This is a genomic window from Streptomyces sp. NPDC093225, from assembly GCF_044753805.1.
Classification (GTDB): Bacteria; Actinomycetota; Actinomycetes; order Streptomycetales; family Streptomycetaceae; genus Streptomyces.
Window position 1 is genome coordinate 141,510 of sequence record NZ_JBIVNX010000003.1, and the last position, 15,018, is coordinate 156,527.

Consider the following 15,018-nt stretch of genomic DNA (forward strand, 5'->3'; position numbering starts at 1 on the left):
CTACGGCTAGGGCGGGCCGCCCTCTCGACAAAGACTGCGGCCCGCCCTGGTCCTCCATCCCCTGTCAGAGACCGGAGGTCTCTCAAGCATGCCCTTGTCCATGTTCTGGTCCAAGGCACTGCGCGCCGCGCTGGCCGCTGCCGACCACGGATTGCCCGTCTTCCCGCTGGCGCCCAACAAGCTGCCGGCGCTCCGCAGCCCCCACCCTGGTGAGCTGTGCCGGGGCGAGTGCGGGCTGCCGGGGCACGGCGTCCATGACGCCAGCACCGACCCCGCCCGGGTGCATCAGCTCTTCAAGTCGGCGCCCCGGGCTACCGGGTACGGCGTCGCCTGCGGCACCCCGAACGTGTGGGTCGTGGGGGTGGACCTCGATCGGAAGAACGGCGTCGACGGCGTCGCCGCCCTTGAGGACCTGGCCACCCGGCACTCGTTCGCCCTGGCCGACACGATCACGGTGCTGACGCCCAGCGGCGGGCTTCACCGCTACTACTCGACCCCGGCCGGCGCCGTCGTGCCGAACTCTGCGAGTCGGATCGGGGCAGGCATCGACATCCGAGGGGCGGGCGGGTACCTCGTCGGGCCCGGCTCCTGGACCCCCAAGGGCACGTACGAGCCCGCCGGGGGTTCGGGTACCGGCATCCGCCCCGTCCCGGCGGCTCTACTCGCCCTGCTGACGGCCGAGGAAAGTCCGGCGGCCCCTCGGCTCGTACCCCGCCCCGGCAAGACCCACGAAGCCGACGCAGGCCGCGCCCTCGTGCAGTTCGTCCTGGACTCCCCCGAGGGGCAGCTCAACAACCGGTTGTTCTGGGCTGCCTGCCGCGCCTTCGAGGGACACCAGGACTCGGAGACCATCACCACCGCGCTGCTCACCGCGGCGTGCGCCAAGGGCCACCCGGAGCGCGGAGCCTCCCGCACCATCGACAGCGCCAAGGCCCGTGCCGGACGGAGCACCCGGTGAGCGCTCCAGAAGGCAAGGGGCCCTCCCAGGCCGCCCAGCTCGTCGCGCTCGCCCGTGAGCGCTACGACCTGGTGACCTCCGAGGACGGCCGTCCGTACGGCGTGCGGAAGCACGGCCCGTACATCGCCATGCCGCTCCGCGGCAAGGCCGGGCTCCGGTCGCAGATGGCCAGGCTGTTCACCGAGCTCAATGACGGTGCGGTGGCGTCCCAGTCCGCCCTCGCCGACGCCATGACCGTGCTGGAGGGCATGGCCGCGGCCGACGACCCGGTGCCGGTGATGATGCGGGTCGCCGGCGACGCCCACCAGGTCGTCGTCGACCTCGGCACCGCGGACGGCCGGTGCGCGGTCGTCACCCCGGAAGGCTGGTCGCTCCGGGACCGGTCGCCGGTGCTCTTCCGCCGGTCCGGCGCGATGGCCGTCATGCCGGAACCCGCGGCGGCACGGGCCGCCGAGGGGCTGGCGCTCCTCCGAGGCCTCGTGAACATGGACGACGAGTCCTTCCACCAGCTGGTGGCGTGGCTCGTCGCCGCCTGGATCCCGCACATCCCCCACCCGGTCCTGACCTTCAAGGGCGAGCAGGGGACCGGCAAGTCGAAGGCCGCGCAGACCATCGTCAACCTGGTCGACCCGTCCCCAGCGGCCAAGCGCTCCCAGCCCCGGGACGTGAAGGCGTGGGCGACGCAGGCCTTCAACTCCTGGGCTTTGTGCCTGGACAACATCAGCATCATTCCGCCCTGGTTGTCCGACACGCTCTGCAAGGCTGTCACCGGCGACGGCATCGTCGATCGGGCCCTCTACACCGACGACGACGTCGTGGTGCTCACCTTCCGCCGGGTCCTGGCGATGACGACCATCGACGCCGGCGCCCTCGCGGGTGACCTCGCCGAGCGGCTGCTCGTGCTGGATCTCCAGCTCATCGACGAGGATCGGCGGCGCACGGAGGAAGAGCTCGACGACGCCTTCCGGGAAGCCCGGCCGGCCATCCTGGCCGCGCTGTGCGACCTGCTGTCGGAAGTGCTGCGCGAGCTACCCAACGTCCGGCTGGAGCGGATGCCCCGCATGGCGGACTTCGCCCGGGTGCTCGCCGCGGTGGACAAGATCAAGGGCTGGGGCACCCTGGCGTCGTACACGACGACCTCCGCCGACGTCGCGGCCGACGCCCTGGAAGGGGATCCGTTCGGCAGCGCGGTGGTCTCGCTCGTCGAAACCAACGGCTCCTGGTCCGGAACCGCGGGGATGCTCCTGGAGCACTTGCCCCACCCGGACACGGTCCACCCGAAGTGGCCCAAGGACGCCACCCGCGCCGGCGGACGGCTCAAGCGGCTCGCGCCGATCCTGCGCTCGGTCGGCATCACCTTCGACGACACCAAGCGCACCCCGGACCGGCACCGGCAGCGCCTGTACACGCTCACGGCCGTCGCGGACAGCAGAGATGCCGGGATCCCAGCGTCCGCAACGCCCGCAGCGTCCGAACCCGTTCCTGACCTGCGGACTTCACCGGACGCTGGCCAAGGCTTCAGTGTCCGCCAGGGGTCCCCCCAGCGTCCGCAAGCGCTCTTCCCGGACGCTGCGGACGCCGGACCGGACGCTGCCTTCGACGCAGCGTCCGAAGGTCGCACCGCATCTGATCTGCCCGAACAGAGGTCACCGGACGCTACGGACGCTGCGGACGCTGAAAAGCAGGCCGTCTCCGGCCAGCACCGCATGTGCGCGGTCTGCAACGAGCCGCTGGACCCCGCCACGGCGCCCGGCACCACCACCCACCCCTGCTGCTGAACCAGCCCTCACACGCTTGAAGGAGACATCCATGGCCCGCCCGCAGATGCTCAAGCTGCCCGAGGTGCTCGACGAGCTCGGCATGAGCCGTGCCGCCTTCTACCGGATGCGCGCCCGGGGCAAGGGCCCGCGCCTGATCAAGCTCCCCAACGGCCAGCTCCGCTGCCGGCGCACCGACCTGGACACCTGGCTGTCCGGGTGCGAGGAAGCCGCCTGACCCTGCCGTCCCGAGGGGGCTCGTCCACGGGCGGGCCCCTCCTCATGCTGGAGAGACATGCTCACGTACGACGTAGACATCTGGTCCATCAGGCAGCGCAAGGGCAGGCCTAAGCCGTTCGAGCTGCGGTGGCGGGTTGGGGAGCGCCCACACTCCCGCAGCTTCAAGCTCAAGCCGCAGGCGGAAGGGCGTAAGTCCGAGCTGCTGGCCGCGCTGCGCAACCGGGAGCAGTTCGACGAGGCGACCGGGCTGCCCGCCTCCGAGCTCGACGCGCTGACGACGCCCACCTGGCACGAGCACTGCACCGCCTACGTCCTGATGAAGTGGCCGAAGGCGGCGGCCAAGCACCGCGCAAGCATCGCCGAAACGCTCGCCACAGTCGCGCCCGCGTTCTTCAGCTCCTCGCGGGGTGCTCCGAAGGCGCCCGTGCTCCGTACGGCTTTGTACGGTTGGGCGTTCCGGCTGGAGCACGACCAGGACGGTGTGCTGCGGCCCCGGCACGAGGTCGAGGAGCCTCCTGCGGACGTCGCCGCGACGCTGTCCTGGATCGCGGCGAACACAGTCAAGATGACCGAGGTCAGCCGGTCCGAACGGATGCGCGCGGCCCTGGACGCCCTGTCCACCAAGCTCGACGGCAAGCCGGCCGCTGACAACACGGTCAGCCGGAAGCGCATGGTGTTGAGCAACGTCCTGCGGTACGCGGTGGAGCGCGGTGTGCTCACCGCCAACCCGCTGGTCCGGGTGGACTGGACTGCCCCGGAGAAGGACGACGAGGTCGACTTCCGGTACGTCCCGAACCCCGAGCAGACCGCCGCGCTCATCGATGCTGTCCGCCAACTCGGCAGCCGCGGCGAGCACCTGGCAACGTTCTTCGGCTGCCTGTACTACGCGGCCATGCGGCCTTCGGAGATCGCGGCCCTGCGCGCGGCGGACTGCACCTTGCCCGAATCCGGCTGGGGCGAGCTGGTGCTCGCCGGCAGCCGCCCCGAGGTCGGGTCCGGGTGGACTGACGACGGACAGTCGTACGAGGAGCGCGGGCTGAAGCGCCGGGCCCGCACGGCGACACGCTCGGTGCCCATCCCGCCGGTCCTCACCGCCATGCTCCGAACGCACAAGCAGACGTACGGAGTCGCCGAGGACGGCCGGCTGTTCCGGGCCGCCCGCGGTGGCCGGGTCAGCTCGACCGAATACTGCGCGCTGTGGGACGCGGCACGGGTCAAGGCCTTGTCGGCCGAGGAGACCAAGACCCCGCTCGCCGACGTCCCGTACTCCCTCCGGCACGCGGGCGTATCCCTGTGGATCAACGCGGGGGTGGACCCGGTCGAGGTCGCCCGGCGCGCAGGCCACAGCCTCACCGTGCTGTTCCGCTTCTACGCCAAGATCCTGCGGGGGCAGCAGGCGCGGGCGAACGAGCTGATCGAGAAGGGGCTGAGCGGCGGGTAACAGGCCCGGGTCCTGGCCCACAGATGGCCCATACGCACTGGTCAACAGAGGGATACGGGCGAGCCAGGGTGAGACACGGTGAACGCAGAAGGGGCGCCCCACGCATGGGGCACCCCTTCTGATCAGGCACTTCGTTGACCTGTGGCGGTGGGTGTGGGATTTGAACCCACGGTGACTCGCGCCACGACGGTTTTCAAGACCGTTCCCTTAGGCCGCTCGGGCAACCCACCCTGCGCCGCCGTGCGGCGGAGCGGGCTACAGCCTAACGGGTTTCGGGGACGGTCGTGGGGGTCAGGAGGTCTGCGCCCTGTTGTACGCGGCCAGGGCCTCGGGGCCGAAGTACGGGCCGAACATGCGGTTCGGCAGGAAGGAGTAGCCGAAGCTGTTCACCGAGACCTGGAGGCCGGTGCCGGCGGACTCGTTGAAGGACGTGAACCAGGGACCGCCGCTGGAGCCGCCGGTCATGTTGCAGCCCAGCCCGTGGTCCTTGGAGAACAGGAAGTCCTTGCTGCTGTTGCCCGAGCAGTAGATCAGCTTGGTGCCGTCGTACGGGGACGCGGCCGGGAAGCCGAAGGAGTACATCGGCTTGTTGTAGCCGCCGTTGAACTGCAGGCCCTGCGCGCCGACGACCGAGCCGAGCTTCTGCCCGTTCAGCGGCGCGACGACCGCGAGGCCGACGTCGTAGTTGATGTCCTCGCTGGCGGCCCACTGGTCGGTGGCGAAGGTCGCGGTGGCCGACCACTGACCGTAGGGCGCGCTGCCGTTGTCGTAGGCCGGGACGAAGATCCAGTTGGTGTGCCAGGCGCCCTGGTACTTCACGCAGTGCCCGGCGGTGATCACCGTGCTGCCGTTCTGGCTGGTGACCGAGTCGCCCGAGCAGGACGCGGTGCGCCCCTGGAAGGTGAAGAAGATCCGCCCGGAGGTCTTCACGACCGCGCCGCCGCCCGTCCAGGGGCCGCCCGCCTGCGGGAAGGCCGTCGGCGAGGTGGCGGTCCGCGAGACGGCGGTCGGGGCGACGGTGACGGGCGCGGCCGCGGAGGTGCCCGCCCTGAGGCGGGTGCCGGGCGCCGCGACCAGGTCGAGCGGGGTGGCCGCGCGCATCCGCTCGGGGGTCCAGAAGCCCGCCGCGGTGGGCTGCTGCCGGAAGGACGTGGGCGTGGGCGCGGGGACGGCGCCGGCCTGGCCGGCCGAGAGGGCGCCCGCGAGCAGGGCGCCGGCGGCGAGCAGGACGGATGCGGCAGTGCGATGGCTTCTCACGCATGACTCCTTCTGCCGTGCCCGGCGCCGGTGGGGCCGGGCAGGGTGGGGGTGCAGAGCGGTGCGGATCGGCGTTGCCGTGGGCAGACTGCCACGCCCTCTACGCGATTGTCAGGTGCGCGTCATCCCGTTCTGTGGGATCCGGCCAGGGAAACGGCCGGATCCCACCTGTCGCGGGTACGGGCGGCTGCCGCCCCGCACGGTCATGCGGTGAGCAGCACGCCCGCGTACGAGACCCCCGCGACCACCGCCCAGGCCCCCAGGCCGAGCAGGGCCGCGCGGCCGCCCGTGCGCGCCAGGGTCGGCAGGTGCACCGCGCTGCCCAGGCCGAACAACGCGGCCGCGAGCAGCCCCTCCTGGGTCCGGTGCGCGCCCTCCAGTACGAACGGCGGCAGCACGCCCGTGGTGCGCAGCGCGGCGGCCACCAGGAAACCGGCCACGAACAGCGGCACCGGCGCCGGCCGGCGCCCCGAGGCGGTCCGCACCCCGTTCCGCCGTTCCCGTACCGCGAAGGCCACGGCGGCCACCAGCGGCGCCAGCAGTGCCACCCGCATCAGCTTGACCAGCACGGCGTCGCCCAGGGCGGCCGGGCCTGCGGTCTGCGCGGTGGCCACCACCTGGCCCACGTCGTGGACGCTCGCCCCGACCCAGCGCCCGAAGGCCGGGTCGGCCAGGCCGAGCGGCCCCTGGAGCAGCGGCAGCACCGCGATCGCGAGGGTGCCGCACAGGGTCACGAGCGCCACGGAGGCGGCCACGTCCTCCTCGTCACTGCCGGACACCTCGCTCACCGCGCCGATGGCCGAGGCCCCGCAGATGGAGTAGCCGGTGGCGATCAGGAGCGGCTGGTCGCCCCGCAGGCCGAGCCGGCGCCCCAGCCACAGCGTGCCGAAGAAGGTCGCCGCGACCACCGCGAAGACCATCGCCACGGTGGCCCAGCCCAGCCGGAGCACCTGGTCGAGCCCGAGGCCGAGACCGAGCAGCACGATGCCGATCCGCATCAGGCGGCGGCCGGCGAGCGACAGGCCCGCGCGGCCGGTGCCGCGCACGAAGCCCCGTACGCGCGGCAGGTGCGCGGCCGCGATGCCCAGCACCACGGAGGCGGTGAGCATCGGCACGGCGGGCACGACCGCGTGCACGCCCCAGGCGAGCCCGGCACCGCCGACGGCCGTCACCAGCCCCGGCCAGCTCCGCGCGCCACGGCGAACGGCGCCACCGCCAACGGCGCCACCGCGAACGGCGAGCCGGGGAACGACCCGGCGAGGAAGCCCGCGTCGGGGACCCTCCGCCGGGGCGGTCTGCGCGCCCGGCCGGTTCAGCAGCGCCATCAGTCGGCCGGCAGGGTGTAGACGCGGCGGACGCTGCTGCCCAGGCGGACCACGTCCGCGCCGTAGACGTGCAGGGATATCGCCGTCGACGAACAGGAGTTGCGCACCCGGTGGATGTCACCGGGCGGGGCGAACCCGCACACGTCGCCGGGACCGTTGACCACGTCCTCGGTCGGCACCAGCCGTGCCGCGCCGCCGGCCCCGGGGGCGAGCCGGTAACGGCGCTCGCTCTCCTCGCCCTGGTGGACCCCGGCCACGCACCACGAGACGTGGTCGTGGATGGCCGTCTGCTGGCCGGGCAGCCAGACCAGGGCGACGACGGAGAAGCTCCCGTCGGGCTCGGCGTGCAGGACGTGCTGCCGGTAACGCTCCGGGTCGCCCACCCGCTGCTCCGCCGTGAGGAGGTCGGGTGCGCCCAGGTGCGGTGAGAGCCGCTCACCGACGAGGTACGCGGTCAGGTCGGGGGCCAGTCCGCGGTCGACGACGGCGCGGATCTCGCTGACGAGGGCGGCCATCCGCGCGGTGACGCGGGCCGCGGGCCGGGAGGGGGCCGGGGATGCCGTGCTGGGGGTCATACAGGCAGCGTCCGGCAGCCCGTCCATCACGTCCAACGACAGTTCTGACCTGAAATCCCAAGCCCGGCTTATGGGTTGGGGGACGCCTCTCCCGTGCGGGCGCCGCGCGGAGCCGCCGTACCCTCAGCAGCCGACCCGGTTGGCGGACACCCCGCGCAGTTCGTCGAGGACCGCGGCCGTCGCCGGGATGCGCAGGTGGTCGCGGTGGACGTACGCCGAGATGTGCCGGCGGGCGGCCGGGGCCAGCACCCGCCCGCAGACCCGGCTGAGCGACAGCGAGGGCAGTACGAGCGCGGGCATCATCGCCACCCCCAGGCCCTGTCCGACCAGGCTCTGCACGACCAGGTTGTCGTCGGTCGCGAACACGATGTCGGGCACGAAGCCCAGCTCGGCGCACTCGTGCAGCAGATTGGCCCGGCACCGCGGGCAGCCGGCTATCCACCGCTCCTCCGCCAGGTCGGCCAGGTGCACGGCCCGCCGCCGGGCGAGCGCGTGGCCGTGCGGCAGCAGCACGGTCAGCTGGTCCTCCATCAGCCGCACCTCGGCGACCTCCTCCGGGACCTCCTCGTGCAGGCCGGGGTAGGTGAAGGCGAGGGTGATGTCGCAGTCGCCGCGCCGCAGCCGCTGGAGGGAGTCGGGCGGTTCGCCCTCCAGCAGCTCGACGGTGATGCCGGGGTGCTCCCGGGCCAGGGCGCTGAGGGCCTCGGGCACGAGGGTGGCGTTGGCGCTGGGGAAGCCGCACAGGCGGACCCGCCCGGTGCGCAGCCGGGTGTAGGCCTTCATCTGCTGCTGGGCGGCGTCGAGGCTGCCCAGGATGGCCTCGCTGTGGCGGGCCATGGAGCGGCCGGCCTCGGTGAGCCGCATCGTACGGCCCACCCGGGTGAACAGGGGCGTGCCGACGGCCCGTTCGAGCGCCTTCATCTGCTGGGTGACCGCGGGCTGGGTGTAGCCGAGCTCGCGTGCGGCCGCGGAGTAGGAACCCGCCGTCACCACCGCGTGAAAGGTCCTGATGTGCCGCGAGTCGAACACGTCTGAAGCATAAGCAGACGTTTCAAGGGGCCGTAGACGGAATCCCGCCTACGGCCCCGTCGGTTCAGGCCGGGTCGTGCGCCACGACCTACCGGTCGCCCTCGTGCGAGCCGAGGGTCAGGTCCGCGGTGTGCGGCTTGCCGTCGCGGAGGTAGGTGACCTTGACGGTGTCGCCGGGCCGGTAGGTCCAGATCTCACTGATCAGGGTCGGGCCGCTGTCGATCGGCTTGCCGCCGAGCTGGGTGATCACGTCGCCCGGCTTCAGACCCGCCTTGGCCGCCGGGCCGCCGGGGGTGACCGGGTCGCCGCCCCCGACGCCCTGGGACGAGATCTTCGCGCCCTCGCCGCGGGCCTGGAGGTCCACGGACACGCCGATGATCGGGTAGACCGGCCGGCCCGTCTTGATCAGCTGCTCGGCGACGTTCCTCGCCTGGTTGATCGGGATGGCGAAGCCGAGGCCGATCGAGCCGGACTGCGACGCGCCGAGGCCTCCGTTGCCCGCCGACTGGATGGCGGAGTTGATGCCGATGACCGCGCCGCGGCCGTCGAGCAGCGGGCCGCCGGAGTTGCCGGGGTTGATCGAGGCGTCCGTCTGCAGGGCGCTCATGTACGAGTTCTTGCCGCCGCTGCCGTCGCCGGAGGCCACCGGGCGGTTCTTGGCGCTGACGATGCCGGTGGTCACGGTGTTGGACAGGCCGAACGGGGCGCCGATGGCGATGGTCGGGTCGCCGACCGCCACCTTGTCCGAGTCGCCCAGCGGCAGCGGGACCAGCCCGGAGGGCGGGTTCTTCAGCTTCAGGACGGCCACGTCGTAGCCCTGGGCCCGGCCGATGACCTCGGCCTCGTACTTCCGGCCGTTCGAGAACGTCGCCGAGAGCTTGCCGCCGTCGGCCGCGGAGGCGACCACGTGGTTATTGGTCAGGATGTGGCCCTGCTGGTCGTAGACGAACCCGGTGCCGGTGCCGCCCTCGCCGTCGCCGCCCTGCGCCTCGATGGTGACGACGCTCGGCAGGGCGTGGGCCGCCAGGCCCGCGACCGAGTTGGGGGCGCGCCGGAGCGCCTGGGGCACCTCGCTGGCGCTGACGGTGGTCGAGCCGGTGGCGGAGCCGCTGCCCCCGGCGAGCAGGTAACCGAGCGTGCCGCCGACGCCGCCGGCGATCAGGGCCGCGGCCAGCACGGCGGCGACCAGGCCGCCGCGGCCCTTGCCCTTGGGGGCCGGCGCCGCGTGCGGCGCGCCCCAGACGTCGCCGCCGCCGGCGCCGCCCGTGTACCCGGGCACGGCCGGCGGGGCGGGGGGCCAGTCGCCGCCGCCCTGGGCGCCCTGGTGGGCGTACGGGGAACCGGCCGCGGCGGGCTGCGGGCCGGTCGGCGGTACGGGCGGCACGGTCGCGTCCGCGGGCTGCCCGGCCGGGGCCGGGGGCAGCTGCCGGGTCGGGTGCTCGGGGGTCGGGGGCAGCTGCTGGGTCGAGGACTCCGGGGTCGGGGGCAGCTGCTGCGTGGGGGCCTCGGGAGCGGGGCCGGAGGCGGGAGGGTCCACCGGCGCGGGGGGCGCGGACGGGGCATTCTGGGGCGTCGGGGACGCGGTGCCCTCGTTCTCGGTGCTCACGGCTCTCTCCTCGTCACACACGGTCAGGCAGGTACGGTCGGGGCGCCGCGACGGCTGCCGCGACGGCGATCGGGCTCGCACGATCCCGGGGAACAGCTTTTCCCAGGCACTGTCAGAGCACTGTAAGCCGGAGCTGTGCGTCCCGCCGCCATCCTTTATCTCCGACATTTCCGGCGCATCTCCAGGCGTCCACCGGCACCTCGCCGACGGCCCCCGGACACCCGCCGTCCATGCGCGGGGCGGCACCGCACCCCTGCCGGGTGGCACCATGACGCCGTGACCCACGCACCGCAGCAGACCGCACTCCGGCCCATCCAGGTCGTCGCCCACCGCGGCGCTTCCGAGGAGGCCCCCGAGCACACGCTGGCCGCCTACCGCAAGGCCATCGAGCACGGCGCCGACGCGCTGGAGTGCGATGTGCGGCTGACCGCCGACGGCCACCTCGTCCTGGTCCACGACCGGCGGGTCAACCGTACGTCGAACGGGCGCGGAGCGGTGTCCGCGCTGGAGCTGGCCGAACTGGCGGCGCTCGACTTCGGATCGTGGAAGGACCGCGACGAGTCGCCCGACTGGGACGCGGACGGCACGGGGGAGCCCGACCCGGAGCGCACCTCGGTGCTCACCCTGGAGCGGCTGCTGGAGCTGGTCTCGGACGCCGGGCGGCCGGTCGACCTGGCCATCGAGACGAAGCACCCCACGCGCTGGGCCGGACAGGTGGAGGAGCGGCTGCTCCTGCTGCTCAAGCGCTTCGGGCTGGACGCCCCGCCGGCCGACGGCCCCTCGCCGGTGCGGATCATGAGCTTCTCGGCCCGCTCGCTGCACCGGGTGCGGGCGGCGGCGCCGACGATCCCGACCGTCTACCTGATGCAGTTCATCTCGCCGCGGATGCGCGACGGGCGGCTGCCGGCCGGGGTGCGGATCGCCGGTCCGGGGATGCGGATCGTCCGCAACCACCCCGGGTTCGTCAAGAAGCTCCAGGCCCAGGGACACCGGGTCCACGTGTGGACCGTGAACGAGCCCGAAGATGTTCAGCTCTGCGCGGATCTGGGTGTGGAAGCCATCATTACCAACCGACCCCGACAGGTTCTGTCCCAACTCGGTCGCTAATCACACCAGTTGCCCCCTCCCCACCCGTGACAGGGCGTGCTCCGGCGCATCCGCTCCGCATTCGATGGTCATGAATGCGTCAGGGGGCCCCGATCGCCCGGTTTCCGGTCCAGGCCATTGGGGCATCCAGACCTTGGCGTGGGGCTAAGGAGGTTGCGGGGGTGGCGCTGGTGGTGGCACAGGAAGTGCCCACGTCGTCGAGCATGGCCGTACCCCATGGCCCGGCGGGCGTGGGGACGGCAAGACACCGGATGCGCGAGCAGCTGCGTCTGAGCGGGGTGTCGGAATCGGTCGTCGACGATGCGGTTCTGATCCTTTCCGAGCTGCTCAGCAACGCCTGCCGACACGGCAGGCCGCTGGGCTCGAACGACGTGGGCGACGGAGACGTGCGCGCGGCCTGGCGGGTCGACGCGTTCGGCGGTCTGACCGTCGAGGTGACGGACGGGGGCGGGCCGACCCGGCCGGTCCCCTCGACGCCCTCGGTCACCGCGCGGGGCGGCCGCGGGCTGAACATCATCGGCGCGCTCGCCCAGGACTGGGGCGTGCGCGACGGAGCGGCCGGCGAGGTCACGGTGTGGGTGACGATCGACGCCGGGCACCCTCATGACGATCTCGCTACGCGCGTCACCGCGCCCCCTCTCGGGTTCGTCACGGCCGTCACGGCCATCACCGCCTTCGACGGGCTGGAGTCCTGCCCGTTGGCGCCGGACCGATGGCAGGCGCCGCCCGCGCGCCGGCGCTGACGGACCGTGACACGCCCCCGCCGGAGGCGGGCGACACCCGAACGCCGAATTTCGCGTTCCGGTCCTCGCCCGCGCCGGGTTCCCGGTACGAACGGCTAGGCTCGCGCCGACAGAGCCTCAGCACGACTGCCACAACCGGGAGACACCCACGATGGCCAAGAAGCGTCCCCAGACCGGGGGGTCCCAGCCCAAGGGCGGAAAGCCGCAGCTCACGGATGGGGAGATCCCGGTGGTGGGCGCCCGCGAGCCGTGCCCCTGCGGCTCCGGCCGCCGCTACAAGGCCTGTCACGGCCGTGCCGCCGCGCACGCCGTGACCGAGCTGGTCCGTCGCCCGTTCGAGGGCCTGCCCGCCGAGTGCGACTGGGTCGCGCTGCGCGAACTGGTCCCGGCCGCCACGGTGGAGCTCCCCCTCAAGGGCGGACTCCCCGACGGCGTACCCGCCGTGACGCTCGCGACCGTCCTGCCGATGGCGTGGCCGGCGCTGCGCCGCGAGGACGGCTCGGTGCTGCTCGGTTTGCAGAACGACACGTCTTCGGGCGACCTCGGCCGCGATCTCGCGGACACCCTGGAGCGCGCCCTCGTGGCGGAACCGGGAACTCCGGTCGCCCCGCGACGAGTCCCCCAGGACGGCCCCCGACTTCAGGATCTCCTGGACCAGGACGGCGTTTTCGAGCCGGTTGTGCATACCGGATTCGAATTCTGGATTCCGGAATCCGAGGCCTCCCAGACCGCCTCCCCGGAGATCGCCGCCTCCCTCGAGCGGGCCAACGCGGCGGCCATCCCGACCGTGAAGCTCACCGGCGTCGACGCCGCGTACTGGTGCGAGACCCCCGAGAAGAACCACCTGCGCTGGGTCATGCCGCACGCCGAGGAGAAGCTCCTCGACGCATTGGCCAGGCTGCACGCGGCGGGCGAGACCTCGCTCGGCGAGGGCACCCGCCTGGTCGGCTCCTTCCGTGCCCACGGCCTCATGGTGCCGGTCTGGGACCTGCCCACCGGGACCACCGCGGCCGACGTCGAGAAGCCCGCGGCGCAGTTCGCGGAGCGGCTCGCGCAGGCCCTGGCCTCGGACGAGCCGCTCACGGCGGAAGAGCGCCGGGCGCGCGGCGGCCTGACGAACCGCCAGGTCACCCTGAGCTGACCCGGACGGCGCGGAGGTCGTCGGCGGGGGTGGTGTTCCCGACCGCCCGGTTTGGTGACTCGGGTCACAACTCCCGCTAATCGGAGGCAAATCGACTGTCCGAATATCCGAGATCGAATTTGCGAACGAGCGATCTCTTGTTACGGTTCTTGTAGCCCGGTCGCTGGTGCATCCCCCGTCGCCAGCGACCGGGCCTTTCATTTAACCCTCCGGCGCCGCTCCGGAGTTGCTTCCGGCCCGCAGAAGAAGCGGACCATCCTCCTCCGGTACCGCGAATTCCGCTACGGCCGAGTACGCGTCGGACCCGCCCGCGGAGACCTCCCGCGGGGTCTCGCAGATCCCCGGTTCGTCCCCTGCCGCCACCGCACAGCGGATCTGCACGGTCCGTCCGCCGGGGGCCATGAGCGTGAGCACCGCGTCCAGCGGACGTCCGGTGGCGTTGCGGTAGTACGTTCGCCCCCACGTGTCGCCGGAGTCGGCCAGGACGCACGTCTGCCCCTCCACCCCCTCGGGGGAGGACAGCTCGGGACCGCACCGGGTCCTCGCGACGGGCACTCCGTCCGGTCCGGGCTCCGCCGCCCGACGCGGGGCACCGTCGCCCCGACCGGCGGGGGCACCGCCCGGATGCCCGGGTGCGCGGCCGTCCGCGTCGCGCGCCGACCCGCCCCGGCCCGCGGGGTGCCCGGCGCCCCCGGTCCGCTCCGCGTCACCGCCCCCGGCGGGGCCCCGCAGCCCGAGCGAGGTGAGCAGTCCGCCGCCGCCGTCCGACAGCGGTCCGGCCGTCGCCGCGGCGAGCGGGAGGGCCAGGGCGACCAGCACGCCGGCGCTGATGCCGACCAGGCGGAGGTTCATCCGGCGAACATAGCGACGCGGGGCGCGCCGCCGGACGGCCGCGCGCCCGATTCCCTTGGAACTGGCCCCCGCTCACACCCGTTCGAGTGAGCGGCTGCGGGCCGTGTCAGTACGCCAGTCGGCTGCCGCCGCCGGGGGCCGAGGTGCTGGCCTCCACCAGCGCGTCGACCACCGCCTCGACGTCCGGCAGCCAGGGTCGCGCCGAGCCGGCCAGCGGCGCCCGCTCCCACCGCACCGGGCCGTTCCCGGCCGTGGTCGGCGGCAGCGGCAGGTAGCCGCCCTCGCCGTGGAAGCGCAGCGAGCTCGGGACCCGGTCCTTGACGTAGAGCAGCTCACCGAGCCGTTCCATCGAGTACGGGGCGACGAGCAGCGCCATCCGGGTGGGGGTGGCGACCACCGGGCCCAGGCGCATGCCCATGCGGTCGAGCCGGGTCAGGGCCCCGGCGCCGGCGCCCAGCGGCAGGCTGACCGCGCACGGCGCGCGGCCGCCGGTCGCGAGGAGCAGCGGAGCGGCCGGGCGGTTGGTCCACCACCAGCGCACCATCCGCGCGTCGGTGGTGGCCGCGAGCAGGCCGGGGTCGAGGGGGTGGGCGCCGGGCACCACGCAGTCGGGGTCGGGGCAGGCGCACCGTACGCCGCGGGCGGCCGGGCCGCCGGGGGCCAGGCCCACGCCCGGGAGCACGGGCCACTGCCACGCGGTGGCGCAGGTGAGCGCCGCGTCGAGGAGGACGGACGGTCCGCCGCGCCGAACGAGCCGGAGTCGCTGGAGACGCCTTCCGAGGATCTCGCGCATGAGCGCTCGTTCCTTTCCGTTGAACGCCGAGGGCCACATCACACCATGTATCCGGTGTTTCACCACACGTACACGTTTCGTGCCACTTGTCCGCTTGATGAGGATTACGCGGTTCGTGCAGTTTTCCTGCTGGCTTACGGGGTCCGTACAACGCCCGGTGTGGCCGACGCGCGACTCGCGCCGTCTGGTTCCAG

General features: G+C 73.1%; 14 protein-coding genes and 1 tRNA gene. 7 read left to right on the forward strand and 8 right to left on the reverse strand.

What is annotated here, in order from left to right; translation table 11 throughout:
- Positions 1 to 88 precede the first annotated feature (88 nt).
- Genes ACIQCH_RS04720 through ACIQCH_RS04735 form a run of 4 tightly spaced genes read left to right on the forward strand, consistent with a single transcriptional unit; the run spans position 89 to position 4,396 of the window.
- Complete coding sequence (locus ACIQCH_RS04720; RefSeq protein WP_402577912.1) at positions 89 to 958, forward strand: bifunctional DNA primase/polymerase; 870 nt, start codon at positions 89 to 91, stop codon at positions 956 to 958.
- Complete coding sequence (locus tag ACIQCH_RS04725) at positions 955 to 2,736, forward strand: ATP-binding protein (RefSeq protein ID WP_402577914.1); 1,782 nt, start codon at positions 955 to 957, stop codon at positions 2,734 to 2,736. The genes ACIQCH_RS04720 and ACIQCH_RS04725 overlap by 4 nt, the downstream gene beginning before the upstream one ends.
- 31 nt (positions 2,737 to 2,767) lie before the next feature.
- Positions 2,768 to 2,953 carry a helix-turn-helix transcriptional regulator gene (locus ACIQCH_RS04730; protein WP_402577916.1) on the forward strand — a complete coding sequence of 62 codons (186 nt, stop codon included), beginning with the start codon at positions 2,768 to 2,770 and terminating at the stop codon, positions 2,951 to 2,953.
- A gap of 57 nt (positions 2,954 to 3,010) precedes the next feature.
- Complete coding sequence (locus tag ACIQCH_RS04735; protein ID WP_402577918.1) at positions 3,011 to 4,396, forward strand: tyrosine-type recombinase/integrase; 1,386 nt, start codon at positions 3,011 to 3,013, stop codon at positions 4,394 to 4,396.
- Between the two features lie 142 nt (positions 4,397 to 4,538).
- On the opposite strand, the gene ACIQCH_RS04740 is transcribed toward ACIQCH_RS04735, so the two are convergent.
- The 6 genes from ACIQCH_RS04740 to ACIQCH_RS04765 all read right to left on the reverse strand — a co-directional run bounded on the left by ACIQCH_RS04740 (position 4,539) and on the right by ACIQCH_RS04765 (position 10,188).
- Positions 4,539 to 4,626: transfer RNA gene (locus ACIQCH_RS04740), tRNA-Ser, on the reverse strand.
- A 61-nt stretch (positions 4,627 to 4,687) separates the two neighbouring features.
- Complete coding sequence (locus tag ACIQCH_RS04745; protein ID WP_402577920.1) at positions 4,688 to 5,653, reverse strand: trypsin-like serine peptidase; 966 nt, start codon at positions 5,651 to 5,653, stop codon at positions 4,688 to 4,690.
- Positions 5,654 to 5,856: 203 nt separating this feature from the next.
- Positions 5,857 to 6,978 (reverse strand): YeiH family protein, encoded by a 1,122-nt coding sequence (locus ACIQCH_RS04750; protein WP_402577922.1) that lies wholly within the window; start codon positions 6,976 to 6,978, stop codon positions 5,857 to 5,859.
- Positions 6,978 to 7,553: a cysteine dioxygenase gene (locus tag ACIQCH_RS04755; RefSeq protein WP_402577924.1), complete on the reverse strand. Its 576-nt coding sequence runs from the start codon at positions 7,551 to 7,553 to the stop codon at positions 6,978 to 6,980. Before ACIQCH_RS04755 ends, ACIQCH_RS04750 begins: the two co-directional genes overlap by 1 nt.
- Before the next feature lie 123 nt (positions 7,554 to 7,676).
- Complete coding sequence (locus ACIQCH_RS04760) at positions 7,677 to 8,582, reverse strand: LysR substrate-binding domain-containing protein (RefSeq protein WP_402577926.1); 906 nt, start codon at positions 8,580 to 8,582, stop codon at positions 7,677 to 7,679.
- A gap of 88 nt (positions 8,583 to 8,670) precedes the next feature.
- Positions 8,671 to 10,188: a trypsin-like peptidase domain-containing protein gene (locus tag ACIQCH_RS04765; protein ID WP_402577928.1), complete on the reverse strand. Its 1,518-nt coding sequence runs from the start codon at positions 10,186 to 10,188 to the stop codon at positions 8,671 to 8,673.
- Positions 10,189 to 10,464: 276 nt separating this feature from the next.
- On the opposite strand from ACIQCH_RS04765, the gene ACIQCH_RS04770 reads away from it, so the two are divergent.
- From ACIQCH_RS04770 to ACIQCH_RS04780, 3 genes are all read left to right on the forward strand, one after another.
- Positions 10,465 to 11,295 carry a glycerophosphodiester phosphodiesterase gene (locus ACIQCH_RS04770; protein WP_402577930.1) on the forward strand — a complete coding sequence of 277 codons (831 nt, stop codon included), beginning with the start codon at positions 10,465 to 10,467 and terminating at the stop codon, positions 11,293 to 11,295.
- Positions 11,296 to 11,369: 74 nt separating this feature from the next.
- Positions 11,370 to 12,038 (forward strand): ATP-binding protein, encoded by a 669-nt coding sequence (locus tag ACIQCH_RS04775; protein WP_402577932.1) that lies wholly within the window; start codon positions 11,370 to 11,372, stop codon positions 12,036 to 12,038.
- Positions 12,039 to 12,189: 151 nt separating this feature from the next.
- Positions 12,190 to 13,179 carry a DUF5926 family protein gene (locus tag ACIQCH_RS04780; RefSeq protein ID WP_402577934.1) on the forward strand — a complete coding sequence of 330 codons (990 nt, stop codon included), beginning with the start codon at positions 12,190 to 12,192 and terminating at the stop codon, positions 13,177 to 13,179.
- A gap of 201 nt (positions 13,180 to 13,380) precedes the next feature.
- Here the strand turns inward: ACIQCH_RS04780 and ACIQCH_RS04785 are convergent, their stop codons facing one another.
- Together ACIQCH_RS04785 and ACIQCH_RS04790 are read right to left on the reverse strand one after the other, a co-directional pair.
- Positions 13,381 to 14,031: a hypothetical protein gene (locus tag ACIQCH_RS04785; RefSeq protein WP_402577936.1), complete on the reverse strand. Its 651-nt coding sequence runs from the start codon at positions 14,029 to 14,031 to the stop codon at positions 13,381 to 13,383.
- A gap of 106 nt (positions 14,032 to 14,137) precedes the next feature.
- On the reverse strand, positions 14,138 to 14,824 hold the full coding sequence (locus tag ACIQCH_RS04790) for a bifunctional DNA primase/polymerase (protein WP_402577938.1): 687 nt from the start codon (positions 14,822 to 14,824) through the stop codon (positions 14,138 to 14,140).
- Between the last annotated feature and the right edge of the window lie 194 nt (positions 14,825 to 15,018).